A 19108-nucleotide genomic window follows, 5' to 3' on the forward strand; every position below is an offset into this window, starting at 1 on the left:
CTAATGGAGCAAGAACAATTAAAACAATTTGATGAACGAATTCAGGATTTAGTGGAAGAAACAGCAGATAAGCCGGTACGACGTGTGAAAAAGGAAAAGCCACAGTTAAAACCTTCAATCTATTCTTTACGTTTAGATGAAATGAAGGAATGGCTAACAGCAAATGGAGAAAAGGCTTTCCGTGCAGCGCAAATATATGAATGGCTTTATGAAAAACGTGTCCAAACGTTTGAAGAAATGTCAAACTTACCGAAATCATTGCGTGAAAAGCTGGAAGCCGAGTTTGCATTAACGACACTTTCAACAATTATTAAGCAGGAATCAAAAGACGGTACAATCAAGTTTTTATTCCAGCTGCAGGACGGCTATTCAATTGAAACGGTATTGATGCGACATGATTACGGAAATTCAATTTGTGTAACGACACAAGTAGGCTGCCGTATCGGTTGTACATTCTGTGCATCTACATTAGGTGGGTTGAAGCGTCATTTAATGGCAGGAGAAATTGTTGAGCAGGTCGTAAAAGTACAACAACAGCTTGATGAAACAGAAGAGCGCGTATCATCAATCGTAATTATGGGTATTGGTGAGCCTTTTGATAACTATGATGCAATGATGAACTTCCTTAAAATTATGAATGATGACAAAGGATTAAATATCGGTGCCCGCCATATTACGGTTTCGACTTCAGGAATCGTGCCGAAAATTTACGAATTCGCAGATGAAGGTATGCAAATTAACTTTGCGGTTTCTCTACACGCACCGAACCAAGAGGCCCGTCAGAAATTAATGCCGATTGCTAAAGCATATAAATTAGAAGAATTGATGGAAGCAGTAAAATACTATACGAAGAAAACAGGACGTCGTGTCACATTTGAATACGGTTTAATGTCAGGGCAAAATGATACAGAAGAAGTAGCGATGGAACTGGCGAAGCTGATTAAAAATATTAAATGTCATGTCAACTTAATTCCGATTAACTACGTGCCGGAGCGTGATTATATTCGTACATCACGCAGTAAAATTTTTGCTTTTGAAAGAACGCTTAAGGAGCAGGGGATTAACGTAACAATCCGCCGTGAGCAAGGTGCAGATATTGCAGCTGCATGTGGCCAGTTACGTGCACAGGAACGATCACACGAAACAAAGTAGGTGGACTATAGTGAACTTTACAGTGGAAAGTGATATTGGGTTAAAGCGAAAAATAAATGAAGATCGGGCCGCGTTTTTTGAGCGCCCCGATCATTTTAAGCTTGCGATTTTAGCAGATGGTATGGGTGGTCATAATGCTGGTGATGTAGCGAGTGAAATGGTTATTACCGAAATGCATGCACTCTTTAAAGAAGAAAATGCAGAAAGTTTTGCAACAAAACAGTTAAAGCTGGAATGGTTGCGTAATGCGGTGTCACATATTAATCAAAAAATATATCATTATTCATTAACACATGAAAATTGTCAAGGTATGGGAACGACAATGATTGCTGTGTTGCTTGACAAGAATGATTGCACGATAAGCCATGTCGGCGATAGTCGTGTATACCATATTACAAACGAAACAGTAAAGTTAGTAACGAGAGATCATTCTTATGTAAATATTTTATTGGAAAATGGAGAAATTAGTGAAGAAGAGGCACAAAATCATCCTCAACGGAACTTTATTTTAAAAGCACTCGGTACAGAAATATCGATTGAACCTGATTTTTATGAAATCACTTTATCAAATGAGGCCTTTTTACTCATTTGTTCTGATGGGTTAAGTAATAAACTGTCTACAGAGGAAATGGGCGAAATTATTACAGCAACGGCTTCCATTCAGGAAAAAGGAAAAAAATTAGTTCAGATTGCAAATGATCGTGGCGGAGAAGATAATATTTCCCTTATCTTAATGACAACGGTGCAGGAGGTGTAACAATGCTAGTAGGAAAACATATAAGTGGCCGTTATAAAATTTTAAAATTAATTGGCGGTGGCGGGATGTCAAATGTATATTTGGCACACGACATTATTTTAAGTCGTGACGTCGCAATCAAAATATTGCGTTATGATTTATCAAATGAAGAAGAATTGCACCGTCGTTTCCAGCGTGAAGCATTGTCTGCAACAAGTTTGACTAATCCTAATATCGTAAGCATCTATGATGTTGGCGAAGATGGGGATATGCACTATATTGTCATGGAATACATTAAAGGGAAAACATTAAAACAATACATACAAGAGTTTTCACCTTTATCTGCAGCGCGAAGTGTCCATATTATGAAGCAGCTAACATCGGCGATTGCCCATGCACATGAAAACGGCATAATTCATCGAGATATAAAGCCACAAAATATATTGATGGACGAAGAAGGCAATGTGAAAATTACTGATTTCGGGATTGCAACATCACTTGGAGCAACAAGCTTCACTCAAACGAACTCAGTCATCGGAACTGTCCATTATTTATCCCCGGAGCAGGCGCGCGGCGGTTTAGCAACGATGAAGTCGGATCTATATGCACTTGGGATTGTCTTTTATGAGCTGTTAACAGGAGAATTGCCATTTTCGGGAGAATCTGCTGTATCCATTGCATTAAAACATCTGCAGTCGGAAACACCTTCAGTACGTGAATTCGATGCAAGCATTCCGCAAAGTGTGGAAAATATTGTTTTAAAGGCAACAGCAAAAGATCAAAACCACCGCTACAGCAATGCAGAAGAAATGGAAGAAGATTTAAATACATGCTTATCATTACAACGCGTGAATGAACCTAAATTTATGCCGCCGGTAGATGACGGGGCGACAAAGCTGATCCCGATTATAAAAGATCCCAAACCCGTACCTATCCTGGTGCAAGAGCCATCTACCGGTATAACGGAACAAACAGTCCGGATTGATTCAAAACCGCCATCAGAGGAAGAACCGAAGCCGCAAAAAACGCCAAAACAAAAAAAGAAAAAGAAAAAATGGCCGCTAATCGTTGGGCTATTAGTTCTTTTAACAATTGGTGCAGTAGTAGCTGCTGTTCTCCTGACTCCAAATAGAGTAGTCGTAGAAGATGTGACAGATATGACGGTTGAAGAAGCGATTCGAATTTTAGAAGAGCAAGGCTTCGTTATAGGAGAACAAGAAGAACGCAACAATGAAGAGATTGAATCCGGAAATATCATCGAAACGAATCCGCAAGCAGGTCGGGAACGTGAGAAAGGTACTACGGTTGATTTAATCGTCAGCATCGGTAAGGAAATGACAAAGATGGAAGATTTCATCGGCAAGCAGCGGGATGAGGTAATGGATGCGTTAGAAGAATTTAACGACTATGATTTCAAAGAGGAATATTCTTCTGAGCATCCAGCAGGCGAAATTATCGCTCAAACACCTGAAGCCGGAGAGGAAATTCACGTCAATGAGACGGATGTTGTTTTAACGGTTAGCAGAGGGCAAGAGCAAGTAACGGTGCGTGACTTAAAGGCATTTAACGAAGCAAACCGTTCAGAATATGAAAAAAGCTCAGGTTTTAAAGTGAATGTAACAGGTGAAGAACATTCGGATAAACCGGCCGGTGAAGTAATCAGTCAAACACCAAAAGCAGGCACAAAGCTTGAAAAAGGCGGCACAATCAATGTCGTCATCTCAAAAGGGCCAAAAGCAAAACAGGAAAAATTCTATACAAATACAATTGAAATTCCGTACGAGCCTTTAGAGGAAGGGATGGAACAAGAAGTCTCCATTTACATTCAGGACAAAACACGTACAATGGCAGAGCCTGTAGAAACGATAACAATAACTGAAGATACTTTATATACAATTAAGCTGGTTATTGTTGAAGGGGACAAAGCAGCCTACCAAATTGTACGGGATAACAATGTAATTGAAAATAAAACAATTACTTATGAAGAATTGGCGGAATAAGGAGGAATTGGATGGCGCAAGCCCAAATTCGAAAAGCATTAAGCGGTTATTATTATGTTGAAAAAGACGGTGATTTAATTCAATGTCGCGCTCGAGGGATTTTCCGTAATCGCGGAGAATCTCCACTTGTCGGCGATTTTGTGGAATATTCTTATGATGGCGAATCGGATGGTTCAATCGATAAAATTCTGGAACGCCATAATGAGCTCGTTCGGCCGCCGATTGCAAATGTGGATCAGGCCTTACTAGTGTTTTCCGCAAAAGAACCGGATTTTAATACAGTACTGCTCGACCGTTTTTTAGTCGTTCTCGAGTCGTTCCATGTGCAGCCGATCATTATTTTGACGAAGATGGATCTATTGAATGATGCCGAACGTGCACATTTACAAACATACATTGACGACTATAAGAAAATCGGCTATGACATTATCGAAACATACATTGATGATCCGACATTGCTGGAGAAAATTGAACCATACTTGCAGGAAAAAACATCGGTGCTTGCTGGACAGTCAGGTGTAGGGAAGTCAACATTATTAAATACATTGCTTCCTGAGCTTGACTTAAAAACAGGTATCATTTCAAAAAGTTTAGGGCGCGGGAAACATACAACTCGCCACGTTGAGCTGATTGAAGTATGCGGCGGACTATTGGCGGACACACCAGGCTTTAGTTCTTTTGATTTTGAAATGATAGAAAAAGAAGAGCTGACATCCTGTTTACCAGAGTTCGAACGTATTAGCGAGAATTGTAAGTTCCGTGGCTGCCTGCATATAAAGGAACCGAAATGTGCTGTAAAACAGGCGGTAGAAACCGGTGAAATCCGTACGTACCGCTATGAACATTATGAACAAATTTTACAAGAAATTATTGACCGAAAGCCGAGGTATTAGACATGATTAAAATTGCACCATCAATTTTAGCAGCAGACTTTGCAAAGCTGGGACAAGAGGTAAAAGAAGTAGAAGCCGCAGGAGCGGAATTGATTCATATCGATGTAATGGACGGCCATTTCGTACCAAATATTTCATTTGGTGCGATTGCATTAGAAGCAATTCGCCCCCTTTCTACATTACCGATGGACGTACATTTAATGATTGAAAATCCGGATCAGTATATTGAACAATTTGCAAAAGCAGGTGCAGACTACATTACAGTACATGTTGAAGCATGCCGCCATTTGCACCGTACAATCCAGTTAATTCGTTCATTTGGTGTTAAACCGGGTGTTGTATTAAATCCGCATACGCCGATTGAAACGATTCAGCATATTTTGGAAGATGTTGATATGGTGCTGTTTATGACGGTTAACCCAGGCTTTGGCGGGCAAAAGTTCATTGAATCGGTTGTGCCTAAAGTGGAAGCATTATCGAAAATCATTAAAGAACGTGGCCTGAATATCGAAATTGAAATTGATGGCGGAATTAACGCTGAAACAATCGTACCTTGTGCAAAAGCAGGTGCAACGATTTTTGTTGCGGGTTCAGCTATTTACAGTAAAGAAGATCGCGCACAAGCTTTACAGGAAATTAAACAAGCAGGATTAGCGGCAATTCAGTGATTGTAGCAATCTGCTCAGGCGGCCCCGTTCATGAGGTCGCCTTTTCTTTAACACCGGATATATGGATTGGAGTCGACCGGGGCGCATTATATTTAGTGGACAAAGGCATACATCCACACAGCATTGTCGGTGATTTTGATTCTATTACAGCGGAGGAATTTGCGCGGATTTCCGAAGTTGTAGACCATGTTGAACAGTTTCAGGCGGAAAAAGATGAGACGGATACAGACTTAGCCTTGCTGAAGGCACTTACATATGAGCCACAGGAAGTTTTTTTAACGGGTGTTACAGGCGGGCGCTTGGATCATTACGAAGCGACTCTAAGATCAGTTTTTCTTATGCAGCAGCAGTATCCTCATATTACTTTTAAAATCATTAATTCTCATAATATCATTCAATTTTTACTGCCGGGTACACATATTCTGAAAGAAGATCATTATACTTATGTATCGTTTTTTGCCTATGGAAAAACTCTTCAAAACGTTACGTTGCGAGGGGTTAAATATGAAACGACAGATGAAGTGATTGAGCAGGGGACAACGCGTTTCACAAGCAATGAAATAAAAGGTACAGGGTCTATTTCATTTAAGGAAGGCATATGTTTAATGATAAAGAGTAAAGATTAAGGAGGAACAACGCTGAAAGTATATACATTCCAAATGCCTAAGTGGTTAAGCGGTGTGGCAAGAGGCTGCGTGAAGTTGTTTCGTAGAGATAAAAAAGAAAAATAAAGATCCTGGCTACAGCTCATAGCGATTATGGGCTGTATTTTTTCTGGCTTTTTACGCAAAAAAATAGAGTACCAGCATTGCTGATACTCTATACGCGATTATACGCGCTCGATTTTACCTGATTTTAAAGCACGAGCAGAAACCCATACACGTTTTGGCTTACCGTCAACTAAGATACGAACTTTTTGAAGGTTAGCACCCCAACTACGTTTGTTAGCGTTCATAGCGTGTGAACGGTTGTTGCCTGTACGAGCTTTACGGCCAGTAATTACGCATTGTTTTGGCATTGTAAAATTCCTCCTTACAGCTGAATCTGAAATCTTTATTTCAGTTCGTTATTTCACATACCATAATAATTTAACATACAGAGTCAATGAGTGCAAGACATTTTGCATAACCTTTCAAGAAAAAAACCTTTACACCCCATTTTGCTTAATCAAGATTAAAAACTTTCTGGAAAAGGTAACGTACTATATAAACTAATTACTTGGGGGAATCAGTTATGAAAAAATGTATGGTTATCATCAATCCTTCTTCAGGAAAAGAAAATGCAAGTGAGTACGAAAAGAAAATTATTGGACAATTACATAATTATGAAGTTGTTGTGAATGAAACAGCAGGGGAAAAGGATGCAACCCGCTTCGCTAAAATGGCGTGCGAAGAAAAATATGATGCGGTTATTTTAGTCGGCGGAGACGGTACATTAAATGAAGGAATCAATGGCATTGCAGAGCAGCCTCACCGCCCTGTTGTAGGAATCGTCCCATTGGGTACAGTCAACGATTTTGCCCGTGCATTGGACATCTCGCTTGATCCGGATGAAGCGATAGCGTTACTTGGCGGAAAAACAACAAAAGCTGATATCGGAAAAGTGAATGATCATTACTTCACGAATGTCATTGCGATTGGATTGTTGGCAGAAGCAGTCGGCGATGTAACGGTGGAACAAAAAACGTCACTTGGTTCGCTCGCTTATTTATTTGAAGGTGTGAAAGCGGCTATTCAAAATGACTCTTACGAAATGGAAGTTAAGGCAGATGGACAAACATATAAAGAAAATATGATGCTCTTCATCTGTGTATTGACCGATTCAGTCGGAAGCTTCCGCCACCTGAATGAAGATGCCGACAAATCAGACGGACTTTTGCACGGATTTATTATTAAAAGTACGAACACACTACAAGTGGTAGGCACAGCTAAAAACCTGCTGACAGGCAATTATGAGGACGACGACAATATTATTAAATTGAATGCGCATGAAATGTATATTAGCGCGAATGAAGCGCTTCCGCTGAATGTTGACGGTGATTTAATCAGCCAACTACCGGCGAAAATCTCCATTTTGCATAATCATATCGAATTTTTTTCGAAATATAGCTAAGTGATACGCTTCATAAATGGTTCTTTGTATAACAACCGGAAATTGTCGAATACTCTAATTAGATTGTGCTAAAAAATTATTATAGTATGATGTTGTTCCGTTTAAAAATATAGAGAAGCCTAATAAATAGAAAGTTTAAAAAACGACTTCAGGCTAGACGTAGATGAACGTTTTCTTTTATAATCAACTTTTGTGTAGTACAATATAAATTAGTCAAATAGAGCCAAGGGGGCATTCACTATGTCAGTAGAATTAAATAACGAATTCGGTCATATTGATATATCCAATGATGTTATTGCTCAAATTGCTGGTGGAGCAGCGATTGAATGCTATGGCATTGTAGGCATGGCATCAAAACATCAAATTCGTGATGGTTTAACAGATATTTTACGAAAAGAGAATTTTGCAAAAGGTGTGCTCATTCGCCAAGAAGGTGATGACTTACATATTGATATGTACATTATTGTAAGCTATGGTACGAAAATTTCTGAAATCGCTTATCAAGTACAATCCAAAGTAAAATATACAGTAAATAAAACATTAGGTATGAGCGTTAAATCAGTTAATATTTTTGTTCAAGGCGTTCGTGTTGCGAATGTGTAAGAGGAGGAAATGAATCGAATGAAGTCTTTAGACGGAATTAAATTTGCTGAAATGGTACAAATGGGTGCACATCACCTATACCAAAATGCAGCTTATGTAGATTCGCTAAATGTATTCCCTGTGCCGGATGGTGATACAGGGACAAATATGAATTTATCAATGACATCTGGTGCAGATGAAACAGAAGCCAATGTAAGTGCACATATCGGTAAAACAGCTCAGGCTTTATCAAAAGGCTTACTAATGGGCGCACGCGGAAATTCGGGCGTAATTTTATCGCAGTTATTCCGCGGGTTCGGTAAAGCGATTGAAAAAGAAGCTGAAATCGATGCGAAAAGCTTAGCGAATGCATTTCAGGCTGGTGTAGATACTGCCTATAAAGCCGTTATGAAACCAGTGGAAGGGACAATCCTAACGGTCGCTCGTGAAGCAGCAGCAAAAGGTGTGGAAGTTGCTGAAACAGAAGAAGATATGATTGTCCTGATGGAAGCATTCATCGAGGAAGCAAAACAATCATTAAACCGTACGCCGGATCTTTTACCTGTATTAAAAGAAGTGGGCGTTGTTGATAGCGGCGGCCAAGGATTGCTGTTCGTTTATGAAGGTTTCCTTGCTTCTATGAAAGGCGAGCCACTACCGGAAAAAAATGAATCTTCACTGGACGATTTAATTAATGCAGAACATCACCGTGTACAAGACTTCATGGACACATCTGACATTGAATTTGGATACTGTACAGAAATCATGGTGCGTTTAGAGGAAGATAAATCACCATTTGATGAAGAGCAGTTCCGCCAAGAATTGAATCCGATGGGCGATTCACTACTGGTAATCTCGGACGATGAAATTGCAAAAGTACATATACACTCGGAAACTCCAGGTGCCGTACTTGCAGCGGGTCAAAAATATGGTAGCTTAATTAAAATTAAAGTAGACAATATGCGTGAACAGCATTCTGCGATTGTCAACGATGCTCCACAAGCACCTGCGAAACAGCAAAAAACCAAAGTGCCATATGCGATTGTAACGATTGCAATGGGTGAAGGTGTATCCAATCTTCTACGCTCGATCGGTGCTTCTTATGTAATTGAAGGCGGACAGACGATGAACCCTTCTACAGAAGATATCGTAAAAGCTGTAAAAGAAATTGGGGCAGAGCGTGTACTAATTTTACCGAACAACAAAAATATCATTATGGCGGCAGAGCAAGCAGCTGAACTTCTGGATATTGAAGCAGCGGTTGTGCCGACAAAAACGATCCCTCAAGGAATGGCAGCTATTTTAGCATTCAATCCTGCTGAGTCGGTTGAAACGAATAAGGCAAACATGACACAAGGCTTTGCACATGTGAAGACAGGTCAAGTAACTTTTGCAGTACGTGATACATCGATCGACGGTGTTGAAATTCGCAAAGATGATTATATGGCATTAGCTGAAGGTAAAATTATTTTATCCACTCCTGAAATGATGGACGCAGCGAAAAAAGTGCTTGAAGGATTAATGGATGAAGATTCAGAAATCATCACAATCATTTATGGTGAAGATGCGACAGCAGAACAAGCCGATGAATTACAAAACTTTATCGAAGAAAATTATCCGGATGCTGAAGTGGAAATAGTTGAAGGTAAGCAATCCCTGTATCCGTTCATTTTATCTGTAGAATAAAATCAATAGTGAAAGCAGTGTGTACACTCATGTATGCACTGCTTTCATTATGTTTAAGCAGAGTGGCATGGGTTTTTAATCGGTATCGGTAGTGTTTCCTATATTGGATTAGTTAAGGGGGAATAATTCTAGCATATTTCCTTACTGCTTACATGCCAGCGTAAACTTATGGAGGATAATCCTCAATTTGGTTATTATTCTGTTTTTACAACAAGAAGTTTGTTAATTGCAGAGAAAATGAGTACACTAGGAGTAAATGAAAGTATGAAAGAATATGGGGGGATAACTTTATGAAATTTACATCGGTTTTTGATATTATTGGACCTGTTATGATTGGTCCGTCCTCTTCACATACAGCAGGGGCAGCACGAATTGGACGTGTTGCACGCGACTTGTTTGGACGTCAGCCGAAATGGGCGAAAATTTATTTATACGGTTCTTTTGCCGAAACATACCGCGGCCATGGTACAGATGTGGCGATTGTCGGTGGATTACTAGATTATGATACGGATGATGAACGGATTAAAACTTCTTTTGCGGAAGCAGAAAAGGCAGGTCTACAGTTTGAGTTTATTCCGGAAACAGCTAATAAAGAGCATCCAAATACTGCGCGGATTTTAATGGGTGATGACGAATCAGAAATGAGCGTTGAAGGCATTTCGATCGGCGGAGGTAAAATTGAAATTAGTGAAGTGAATGGATTTAAGCTGCGTCTGACAGGCGGGATGCCGGCAATTTTAGTTGTGCATGATGACCGTGCAGGCTGTATTGCAAACGTGGCGAACTGTCTAGCCATGCATGATGTTAATATTGGACATATGGAAGTATCGCGTATTGAACGTGGTTTAACCGCTTTAATGGTAATAGAAGTCGATCAAAACATTGATCAGCGTCTATTAGAGCAAATTTCATACATTCCACATATTACGAAAGTATCGAAAATTAATAACTAAGGAGTGACAAATATGGATGTTTTATTCCGCAGTGTTCGTGAGTTAGTGGAGTTAGCCGAAAGAGAAGGAAAGCTTATTTCTGAATTGATGATCGAGCAGGAAATGTTAATTACAGGTCGCTCGCGTGAAGAAATCTTTACACAGATGGACCGCAACTTAACGATTATGGAAGAAGCAGTAGAGCGCGGCCTAAAAGGTGTACAATCCGTAACAGGTTTAACTGGTGGCGATGCTGTACTCATTCAAAATTATATTAAAAAAGGTAATACATTAGCCGGAGACCTTTTACTTGATGCTGTCAGCAAAGCTGTTGCAACAAATGAAGTGAACGCGGCAATGGGTACAATTTGTGCGACTCCAACTGCAGGTTCAGCGGGAGTAGTTCCGGGGACATTATTTGCAGTTCAGAATAAATTAAATCCGACACGTGAACAAATGATTCGCTATTTATTCACATCGGGAGCGTTTGGATTTATCGTTGCGAACAATGCATCAATTTCAGGTGCGGAAGGCGGCTGTCAGGCGGAAGTCGGCAGTGCATCGGCAATGGCAGCAGCAGCGATTGTAGAAATGGCTGGCGGAACAGCGCAGCAAAGTTCGGAAGCATTTGCAATCACGCTGAAAAATATGCTCGGATTAGTTTGTGATCCGGTTGCAGGCTTGGTGGAAGTACCTTGTGTGAAACGTAATGCAATGGGTGCATCCAACTCATTAGTCGCAGCGGATATGGCATTAGCAGGAGTGACAAGCCGCATTCCATGTGATGAGGTTATCGGCGCAATGTACCGAATCGGTCAGGCGATGAGCCCGAACTTGAAAGAAACGGCGCGGGGCGGTTTAGCTGCAACACCAACAGGCAAAGCCATTACCCATGCAATCTTTGAAGGCGGAGACCTGAAAAGCCTACTAAAATCACGTGTAGGCAGTAACTAACTATCAGTTCAGAAACTGATGAAATTGAATATAGAAATCTTAAAGTACTAAATAACTAAAAAAGAACACAAATTTTTGTGTTCTTTTTTTAGTTTGTGAGGGAACATATGCACCCATTTTATGATATTGTTAAATTATAAAAAATTCGTAAAGGAAGTGTCGACAATGATTCATGAGCCAGTTTCACAATTAAAGGGAATCGGAAAAGAAACAGCCGAAAATTTAATGAAAATTGGCATCGAGACAATCCATGACTTGATTTGGACATTTCCATACCGCCATGAAGATTTTCGATTAAAAGATCTAACTGAAACACCGCATAATGAGCGTGTGACGATTGAAGCACGTGTCGAAAGTGAACCGACCGTATTATTTTTAGGGAAAAATAAATCCCGATTACAATTTACAGCTCTTGCAGGAAGACATTTAATTAAAGTTGTGTTTTTCAATCAAAATTATTTGCGGCAAAAAATTTCAACTGGCGGCATAATTACGGTTACCGGAAAATGGGATCGCGGACGTCAAGTTATTGTCGGATCGTCCGTGACATTCGGGCCGAAGACAGAACAAGTTGATTTTGAGCCTGTTTATAGTTTGAAAGGGAATATTCAGCAAAAGCGCTTCCGTAAATATATGCGCCAGGCGTTGGATACCGTAATGGAACAACTGCCTGAAACATTGCCGAATTATCTGCGAGAGAGCTATCAGTTAGTTAACATTCAAGATGCGCTTGAAGGGGTACACTTTCCGCAAAGTGCAGACCATGCAAAACAGGCGCGACGCCGCTTCGTATACGAAGAATTACTGCAGTTCCAGCTGCGTATTCAAGCATTGAGAAAAGCGAATAAGGAAAATGAAAAAGGGATTTCCGTTCGCTTTGATCTGGAAAAATTAAAGGAATTTATTTCGACTCTGCCGTATGAGTTAACAGGTGCACAAAAGCGGGTTGTCAATGAAATTTGCAAAGATTTATTGCTGCCGCAACGTATGAACCGCCTACTTCAAGGGGATGTTGGTTCAGGGAAGACGGTCGTGGCGGCAATCGGCCTATATGCAGCTGTAACGGCTGGGTATCAGGGGGCTTTAATGGCACCGACTGAAATTTTAGCAGAACAGCATGCGGAAAACTTGCATATGTGGTTTGATCCGATCGGCGTCAGGATAGCTTTATTATCGGGCTCCACAAAAACAAAGGCGCGCCGTGAATTATTGGCGCAGCTGGCAGCAGGAGAAATCGATATTCTCATTGGGACACATGCACTCATTCAGCCGGATGTTGAATTCAAGAAGCTGGGATTTGTCATTACAGATGAACAGCATCGTTTTGGTGTAGAACAACGTCGAGTACTGCGTGAAAAAGGTGAAAATCCGGATGTGCTATTCATGACCGCAACACCTATTCCGCGTACATTAGCCATTACAGCTTTTGGTGAAATGGATGTCTCGATTATTGATGAATTGCCTGCAGGACGGAAAGAGATTGAAACACATTGGCTGAAGAAAGAACAGCTGAACAGTGTATTGATGCGCATGACGCAAGAACTTGAAGCAGGCCGCCAAGCGTATGTCATTGCTCCGTTAATCGAAGAGTCCGATAAACTGGATGTGCAAAATGCAGTGGAAGCCTACGAACAATTGAAGGCGTATTTCGGCACCCGTTTTGAAATCGGCCTGATGCATGGCCGACTGCATTCTGACGAAAAAGATGCGGTCATGCGAGCATTTAGTGATGGGGAAATTCATGTGCTTGTATCGACAACTGTTGTCGAAGTTGGGGTAAACGTTCCAAACGCAACATTCATGACAATTTATGATGCCGAGCGTTTTGGTTTAGCACAGCTTCACCAGCTGCGCGGTCGTGTCGGCCGTGGAGAACATCAATCCTATTGTGTACTGATTGCCGATCCGAAAACAGATGAAGGAAAAGAACGTATGATGAGTATGACCGAGACGAATGACGGTTTCCGCCTGGCCGAAAAAGATTTGGAGCTGCGCGGATCAGGCGATTTCTTCGGGAAACGACAAAGCGGATTGCCGGAATTTAAATTGGCCGACCTTGTCCATGATTACCGGGCACTTGAAACGGCAAGACAGGATGCCGAGAAAATGCTCTATGATGAAGCATTTTGGCAAGATCCGGAATATGAATTTTTACGAGAAGATTTAACGGCTTCTGGCGTTCTGCAAGGAGAACGAATTGATTAAACGATTAGAACCTGTAATTGGTGGAAAACTATTTAGGCTACTTAAAAATGCTGAAAAGAGGTTATAAGATGGGAAACCTGTATCCGTATTTCGTGTTAAATGGACAAGCAAAAGAGGCAGTGGTGTTATATGCAGAACTGTTTAATGCCAAAAGTGTAACGATTTCAACTTTTGGAGAATTACCGCCAAATCCTGAGCGCCCTATTCCACCGGAAGCAAAAGATTTGGTAATGAATGCTCAAATTGAACTGCAGGAAGGTCAAATGATGTTTTCCGATACGTATCCGGGCTCTCCGCAAGTGACGGTAGGGGACAATATCAGCATTGCCTATACGTCAAAAGACGAGCAGGAAATCCGATATATTTTCGATGGTTTAAGAGAAGGCGGAAAGGTCGTAATGGAGTTACAGGAGACCTTTTGGAGCAAGTGCTATGGGCAAGTAACAGATAAGTTTGGTGTGCTGTGGCAGCTAAGCCTTGAAGCATAAGATTTTAGGAACGCGACAAAAAGTTGTTGCGTTCTTTTTTTTATACATGTATATTGATATTAGTACCAAGTGCTAATACTAATCTTTTAGAAAATTAAAGGTAGGTAACAAATACGATGAAGCGTTCCAAAAAAGAGCGACAGTCGTTATTGACTGAACAGATCGCAGACAATCCTTTCGTGACAGATGAACAATTAGCAGCTGAATTTAATGTGAGCGTTCAAACAATTCGATTGGATCGCATGGAACTCGCTATTCCGGAATTGCGTGAACGTATTAAAGATGTTGCTGCTAAAAAATATGATGAAGTAAAATCATTGCCACTTGATGAAGTCATCGGTGAAATTATTGATATAGAGCTGGATAATCGGGCAATTTCAATATTTGATGTTGGAGAAGAGCATGTATTTCAGCGCAACGGCATAGCGCGCGGTCACCATTTATTTGCACAGGCTAATTCTTTGGCGGTAGCAGTAATTGATGATGAGCTTGCCCTTACTGTAAAATCAAATGTAGCTTTCGTGAAACCGGTTCGAGCAGGAAACCGCGTCGTAACGAAGGCAGTTGTAAAAGGGAAAAACCCTGATAAAAACCGTACATTTATCGAAGTGACTTCTTCTGTTGATAATGAAATAGTTTTCAAGGGAGAGTTTGAAATGTATCGGATGAAAGGTGAAGAAACAACATGAAAATAGCAGTAGATGGTATGGGTGGAGATAACGCACCACAGGCAATCGTGGAAGGTGTCTTCATGGCCCTTGAAGATTTTCCGAAATTAACAATTGATTTATATGGCGATGAACAAAAAATGGCACCGTATTTAAAAAATCACGATCGCCTAACGGTTGTTCATTGTAGTGAAGTTGTAGAGGCAGAGGATGACCCGGCACGCGCAGTACGCCGCAAAAAGGATTCTTCAATGGCTCGTATGCTGGATGCGGTTGCTGAAGGAAAGGCGGACGCTTGTTTATCTGCAGGAAATACTGGTGCTTTAATGGCAGGCGGACTTTTCAAAGTAGGGCGTATTGATGGGGTAGCGCGTCCTGCATTGGCAACGACATTACCGACGATGAATGGTGATGGCTTCCTTATGCTTGATTTAGGGGCAAATGCAGATGCAAAACCTGAAAACTTATTACAGTACGCAATTATGGGTGATATCTATGTGAAGCAGGTACGCGGTCAAAAGGCACCTCGTATTGGTTTATTAAATATCGGAACTGAAGATAAAAAAGGTAATGAATTAACGAAAGCGGCATTCACTTTACTGAAAGAAGCGGATTTTAACTTTGAAGGCAATGTAGAAGCACGCGAATTACTGAATGGGGTCGCTGATGTTGTCGTAACGGATGGGTTTACAGGCAATATGGTGCTGAAAACAATTGAAGGTACAGCAGGTACGGTTTTCAAAATGTTGAAGGATGCATTATTTGCCACGACAAAAACGAAAATTGCTGCAGCATTAGTAAAAAATGATTTAAAACAGTTAAAAGATAAAATGGATTATACAGAATATGGCGGAGCGGCTTTATTTGGTCTGAAGGCACCTGTTATTAAAGCGCATGGTTCGTCGAATGCACGTGCGATTTACAGTGCAATTCGCCAAGCGACAATTATGGTAGAGCATAAAGTATGCGAAACAATTGCCAAAAAAATTGATCAATTGCCAAAACCAGAATAAGCTTTTTCACAAAGGGGATTATCAAATGACAAAAATTGCTTTTATTTTTCCAGGACAAGGTTCACAAACTGTAGGGATGGGTGCGGAGTTTGTTGCGAATGATGAAGTAAGCAAACAGTATTATGAACGAGCAAACGAAGTGTTGAACCTTCCATTGTCGGACTATATGTTAAAAGGTCCACAAGAAACATTAACACTGACATATCATGCTCAGCCAGCTTTATTGACATCAGGGGTGATGATCGCAAATAAGCTGATTGAAGCTGGTATTGCGCCGCAATATACTGCGGGACATTCATTAGGAGAATACAGTGCATTTGTCATTTCAGGAGTAATTGATTTTGAGGATGCAGTTCAAACGGTTCATAGAAGGGGTTTATTTATGGACGAGGCAGTACCTGCAGGTCAAGGAGCAATGGCAGCTATATTGGCGTTAGACGGAGAAAAACTAGACGCCATTTGCCAACAAGTATCCGCTGAAGGAGAAGTCGTTCAAGTAGCGAACTTTAACTGTCCGGGCCAGATTGTGATTTCAGGGACGAAACAAGGTGTTGACGAAGCATGTAAAAGAGCGAAGGAAGCAGGAGCAAAACGAGCTTTACCTTTAGTCGTAAGCGGTCCCTTCCATAGTTCATTAATGCAGAAAGCGGCACATAATTTAAGAGATACAGTAGCAAATTTACCATTACAGGAACCAAAAATTCCGGTAGTGAGCAATGTGACTTCAGAGCTTTTAACAACGGTTGAAGCAATTAAAGAAGAAATGGTTGCCCAAGTAACAAGCTCTGTACAGTGGCAGCAAAACATTGAAAAGCTTATTGCTGAAGGGGTAACGGTCTTTATTGAATGCGGACCTGGAAAAGTATTATCAGGCTTAGTGAAAAAAATCGACCGCAATGTACAAACATACTGTGTATATGATGAGACGAGTTTGACACAAGTTGTTGAGGCATCAAAGGAGTGGAAACAATGGGTTTAACAGGGAAATGTGCTGTCGTAACAGGGGCATCTCGTGGCATTGGTCGCGCGATCGCATTACAATTGGCAAGTGAAGGTGCAAAAGTCGTTGTCAATTATAGCGGGAGCGAGCAAAAGGCACAGGAAGTTGTAGAAGAAATTAAAGCAAATGGCGGCGAAGCAATTGCCGTACAGGCAAATGTGGCAGATTCAGATTCTGTACAGAATTTGATGAAATCAGCGCTTGATACGTACGGTTCAATTGATATTTTAGTGAACAATGCGGGCATCACGCGCGATAACCTATTAATGCGTATGAAAGATGACGAATGGGATGATGTCATCAATACGAATTTAAAAGGTGTTTTCCTTTGTACAAAAGCTGTTACGCGTCAAATGATGAAACAGCGTGCAGGACGAATTATTAATATTTCTTCAATCGTTGGGGTTGCCGGAAATGCCGGACAGGCAAACTACGTAGCGGCAAAAGCGGGTGTGATCGGTCTGACGAAAACAACTGCACAGGAACTTGCATCACGTAATATTTTAGTCAATGCCATTGCACCAGGCTTTATTACAACGGAAATGACAGAAGGCTTACCGGAAGATTTAAAAGAAGGTATGCTTAAACAGATTCCATTGGCAAAACTAGGCCAACCGGAAGATATCGCAAAAGCTGTCGTATTTTTCGCATCAGACAGTTCCAACTACATTACAGGCCAAACGCTCCAAATAGACGGCGGCATGGTAATGGCTTAATATTATTGAAATATAAGCAATTAAGTTGATGATAGCTGGGGGTCAAGTATACCAGGAACGGAAATCAACAGGTTAGATTCATTGAGGGGAGGTGACTGATTTGTCTACAGTATTTGAGCGTGTTTCAAAAGTAGTCGTTGACCGTTTAGGCGTTGACGAAAGCGAAGTGAAATTAGAAGCATCATTCCGTGAGGATTTAGGTGCAGATTCATTAGATGTTGTTGAGTTAGTAATGGAACTTGAAGATGAGTTCGATATGGAAATTTCTGATGAAGATGCAGAAAAAATTGCAACAGTTGGTAATGCAATTTCATACATCGAAAGCAAAATTAGCTAATTCATTTATAAAACACAGGGCTGTACGAAGTCACAACGACTTTTGTACAGCCTTTTTCGCGTCTGAAAATTGCGTTAAATAGCAGTTTCTAGTTGACTGAACAAATAAAACGAAATTTGATAGGAATTTGACTGATACCCTTTGCACAATGCTATAGAACAAGGTAAACTAAACGATAGAAACTAGAAGGAAGGCAGAAAGTACATGACCTATAGAAAAAAAGGGAACAACCAGAAACCCGGTGTGCTCCCTGAAAAAGTAAAAGAGCAATTCCAAGTTTTAGAAAACGAAATGAACATTCATTTCCAGAATAAAGATTTATTATATCAAGCATTTACCCATTCATCTTATGTGAATGAGCATCGCCGCAAATTATTTACGGACAACGAGCGATTAGAATTTTTAGGGGACGCTGTATTAGAGTTATCTGTATCAAAATATTTATTTGAAAAATTTCCGAATATGAGCGAAGGGGAACTTACGAAATTACGTGCATCAATCGTTTGTGAGCCATCACTAGTTGTTTTTGCGAATGAACTAAACTTCGGACAATTCGTTTTATTAGGTAAAGGTGAAGAATTAACAGGTGGTCGCGAACGTCCGGCATTACTTGCTGACGTATTTGAATCATTTGTCGGAGCCCTTTATTTAGATCAAGGTCTAGAAGTAGTTGTCGCATTTTTAGAACGTGTCGTATTCCCTAAAGTTGAAGTCGGTGCTTTTTCGCATGTGATGGATTTTAAAAGTCAATTACAAGAAATTATTCAACAAACAAATAACGGCCTTTTACATTATGAAATTGTTGATGAAAAAGGTCCAGCACATAATCGAACATTCGTTTCACGTGTATTGTTAAACAGCCAGGAGTTAGGTATTGGCCGTGGAAAATCAAAGAAAGAGGCTGAGCAGCAAGCAGCACAAAGTGCCATGCTGATGCTTAAGCAGTCAAAGCAAGAGGAGGAATAA

The 19108-nt window shown here is 40.6% G+C and carries 20 protein-coding genes; 19 read left to right on the forward strand and 1 reads right to left on the reverse strand.

Annotated elements, in window-relative coordinates; translation table 11 throughout:
- Positions 1-3 precede the first annotated feature (3 nt).
- From rlmN to AC6CH1_RS02390, 6 genes are read left to right on the forward strand one after another with little or no spacing between them, the layout of a single operon-like run.
- A complete protein-coding gene (rlmN, locus tag AC6CH1_RS02365; RefSeq protein WP_285848811.1) occupies positions 4-1152 on the forward strand; it encodes a dual-specificity RNA methyltransferase RlmN in 1149 nt (382 codons plus the stop codon).
- Positions 1153-1162: 10 nt separating this feature from the next.
- A complete protein-coding gene (locus AC6CH1_RS02370; protein WP_498316227.1) occupies positions 1163-1909 on the forward strand; it encodes a Stp1/IreP family PP2C-type Ser/Thr phosphatase in 747 nt (248 codons plus the stop codon).
- Between the two features lie 2 nt (positions 1910-1911).
- Complete coding sequence (gene pknB / locus AC6CH1_RS02375) at positions 1912-3888, forward strand: Stk1 family PASTA domain-containing Ser/Thr kinase (protein WP_251689426.1); 1977 nt, start codon at positions 1912-1914, stop codon at positions 3886-3888.
- An 11-nt stretch (positions 3889-3899) separates the two neighbouring features.
- Positions 3900-4781, forward strand: coding sequence for a ribosome small subunit-dependent GTPase A (gene rsgA / locus AC6CH1_RS02380; RefSeq protein WP_251689423.1), 882 nt, complete (start codon positions 3900-3902; stop codon positions 4779-4781).
- Positions 4782-4783: 2 nt separating this feature from the next.
- Positions 4784-5449: a ribulose-phosphate 3-epimerase gene (rpe, locus tag AC6CH1_RS02385; RefSeq protein WP_251689421.1), complete on the forward strand. Its 666-nt coding sequence runs from the start codon at positions 4784-4786 to the stop codon at positions 5447-5449.
- A complete protein-coding gene (locus AC6CH1_RS02390; RefSeq protein WP_251689419.1) occupies positions 5446-6075 on the forward strand; it encodes a thiamine diphosphokinase in 630 nt (209 codons plus the stop codon). Before rpe ends, AC6CH1_RS02390 begins: the two co-directional genes overlap by 4 nt.
- Before the next feature lie 203 nt (positions 6076-6278).
- Here the strand turns inward: AC6CH1_RS02390 and rpmB are convergent, their stop codons facing one another.
- Positions 6279-6467 carry a 50S ribosomal protein L28 gene (gene rpmB / locus AC6CH1_RS02395; protein ID WP_251689417.1) on the reverse strand — a complete coding sequence of 63 codons (189 nt, stop codon included), beginning with the start codon at positions 6465-6467 and terminating at the stop codon, positions 6279-6281.
- Positions 6468-6682: 215 nt separating this feature from the next.
- Here rpmB and AC6CH1_RS02400 point away from each other — a divergent pair, with 215 nt between their 5' ends.
- From AC6CH1_RS02400 to rnc, 13 genes are all read left to right on the forward strand, one after another.
- The gene (locus AC6CH1_RS02400; protein WP_427710999.1) at positions 6683-7561 is read left to right on the forward strand and encodes a diacylglycerol/lipid kinase family protein; all 879 of its coding nucleotides are present in this window, start codon (positions 6683-6685) and stop codon (positions 7559-7561) included.
- 240 nt (positions 7562-7801) lie between these two features.
- Entirely contained in the window at positions 7802-8164 is a 363-nt protein-coding gene (locus AC6CH1_RS02405) for an Asp23/Gls24 family envelope stress response protein (RefSeq protein WP_008403339.1), read from the forward strand.
- A gap of 18 nt (positions 8165-8182) precedes the next feature.
- A complete protein-coding gene (locus tag AC6CH1_RS02410; protein WP_427710996.1) occupies positions 8183-9829 on the forward strand; it encodes a DAK2 domain-containing protein in 1647 nt (548 codons plus the stop codon).
- A 290-nt stretch (positions 9830-10119) separates the two neighbouring features.
- Positions 10120-10782: an L-serine ammonia-lyase, iron-sulfur-dependent subunit beta gene (gene sdaAB, locus AC6CH1_RS02415; protein ID WP_079525121.1), complete on the forward strand. Its 663-nt coding sequence runs from the start codon at positions 10120-10122 to the stop codon at positions 10780-10782.
- 12 nt (positions 10783-10794) lie between these two features.
- Complete coding sequence (gene sdaAA, locus AC6CH1_RS02420) at positions 10795-11715, forward strand: L-serine ammonia-lyase, iron-sulfur-dependent, subunit alpha (RefSeq protein ID WP_251689411.1); 921 nt, start codon at positions 10795-10797, stop codon at positions 11713-11715.
- Between the two features lie 165 nt (positions 11716-11880).
- Entirely contained in the window at positions 11881-13920 is a 2040-nt protein-coding gene (gene recG / locus AC6CH1_RS02425) for an ATP-dependent DNA helicase RecG (RefSeq protein WP_427710994.1), read from the forward strand.
- Positions 13921-13988: 68 nt separating this feature from the next.
- Complete coding sequence (locus tag AC6CH1_RS02430; RefSeq protein ID WP_251689405.1) at positions 13989-14408, forward strand: VOC family protein; 420 nt, start codon at positions 13989-13991, stop codon at positions 14406-14408.
- Positions 14409-14524: 116 nt separating this feature from the next.
- Positions 14525-15097 (forward strand): transcription factor FapR, encoded by a 573-nt coding sequence (gene fapR, locus AC6CH1_RS02435; protein ID WP_079525130.1) that lies wholly within the window; start codon positions 14525-14527, stop codon positions 15095-15097.
- The gene (gene plsX, locus AC6CH1_RS02440; RefSeq protein ID WP_498316228.1) at positions 15094-16089 is read left to right on the forward strand and encodes a phosphate acyltransferase PlsX; all 996 of its coding nucleotides are present in this window, start codon (positions 15094-15096) and stop codon (positions 16087-16089) included. Before fapR ends, plsX begins: the two co-directional genes overlap by 4 nt.
- Before the next feature lie 25 nt (positions 16090-16114).
- A complete protein-coding gene (gene fabD / locus AC6CH1_RS02445; protein ID WP_498316229.1) occupies positions 16115-17068 on the forward strand; it encodes an ACP S-malonyltransferase in 954 nt (317 codons plus the stop codon).
- A complete protein-coding gene (fabG, locus tag AC6CH1_RS02450) occupies positions 17059-17805 on the forward strand; it encodes a 3-oxoacyl-[acyl-carrier-protein] reductase (protein ID WP_427710987.1) in 747 nt (248 codons plus the stop codon). The genes fabD and fabG overlap by 10 nt, the downstream gene beginning before the upstream one ends.
- 100 nt (positions 17806-17905) lie before the next feature.
- A complete protein-coding gene (gene acpP / locus AC6CH1_RS02455; protein WP_008403327.1) occupies positions 17906-18142 on the forward strand; it encodes an acyl carrier protein in 237 nt (78 codons plus the stop codon).
- A gap of 204 nt (positions 18143-18346) precedes the next feature.
- Positions 18347-19108, forward strand: coding sequence for a ribonuclease III (rnc, locus tag AC6CH1_RS02460; RefSeq protein ID WP_251689397.1), 762 nt, complete (start codon positions 18347-18349; stop codon positions 19106-19108).

The sequence above is a fragment of the Solibacillus sp. GQ1 genome (genome assembly GCF_059758555.1).

Coding starts and splice junctions, on each gene's coding strand:
- plsX (WP_498316228.1), top strand. CDS start 15,094: ATGAAAATAGCAGTAGATGGTATGGGTGGAGATAACGCACCACAGGCA.
- sdaAB (WP_079525121.1), top strand. CDS start 10,120: ATGAAATTTACATCGGTTTTTGATATTATTGGACCTGTTATGATTGGT.
- rsgA (WP_251689423.1), top strand. CDS start 3,900: ATGGCGCAAGCCCAAATTCGAAAAGCATTAAGCGGTTATTATTATGTT.
- AC6CH1_RS02430 (WP_251689405.1), top strand. CDS start 13,989: ATGGGAAACCTGTATCCGTATTTCGTGTTAAATGGACAAGCAAAAGAG.
- fapR (WP_079525130.1), top strand. CDS start 14,525: ATGAAGCGTTCCAAAAAAGAGCGACAGTCGTTATTGACTGAACAGATC.
- rnc (WP_251689397.1), top strand. CDS start 18,347: ATGACCTATAGAAAAAAAGGGAACAACCAGAAACCCGGTGTGCTCCCT.
- fabD (WP_498316229.1), top strand. CDS start 16,115: ATGACAAAAATTGCTTTTATTTTTCCAGGACAAGGTTCACAAACTGTA.
- rlmN (WP_285848811.1), top strand. CDS start 4: ATGGAGCAAGAACAATTAAAACAATTTGATGAACGAATTCAGGATTTA.
- rpmB (WP_251689417.1), bottom strand. CDS start 6,467: ATGCCAAAACAATGCGTAATTACTGGCCGTAAAGCTCGTACAGGCAAC.
- pknB (WP_251689426.1), top strand. CDS start 1,912: ATGCTAGTAGGAAAACATATAAGTGGCCGTTATAAAATTTTAAAATTA.
- fabG (WP_427710987.1), top strand. CDS start 17,059: ATGGGTTTAACAGGGAAATGTGCTGTCGTAACAGGGGCATCTCGTGGC.
- rpe (WP_251689421.1), top strand. CDS start 4,784: ATGATTAAAATTGCACCATCAATTTTAGCAGCAGACTTTGCAAAGCTG.
- sdaAA (WP_251689411.1), top strand. CDS start 10,795: ATGGATGTTTTATTCCGCAGTGTTCGTGAGTTAGTGGAGTTAGCCGAA.
- AC6CH1_RS02400 (WP_427710999.1), top strand. CDS start 6,683: ATGAAAAAATGTATGGTTATCATCAATCCTTCTTCAGGAAAAGAAAAT.
- recG (WP_427710994.1), top strand. CDS start 11,881: ATGATTCATGAGCCAGTTTCACAATTAAAGGGAATCGGAAAAGAAACA.
- AC6CH1_RS02405 (WP_008403339.1), top strand. CDS start 7,802: ATGTCAGTAGAATTAAATAACGAATTCGGTCATATTGATATATCCAAT.
- AC6CH1_RS02410 (WP_427710996.1), top strand. CDS start 8,183: ATGAAGTCTTTAGACGGAATTAAATTTGCTGAAATGGTACAAATGGGT.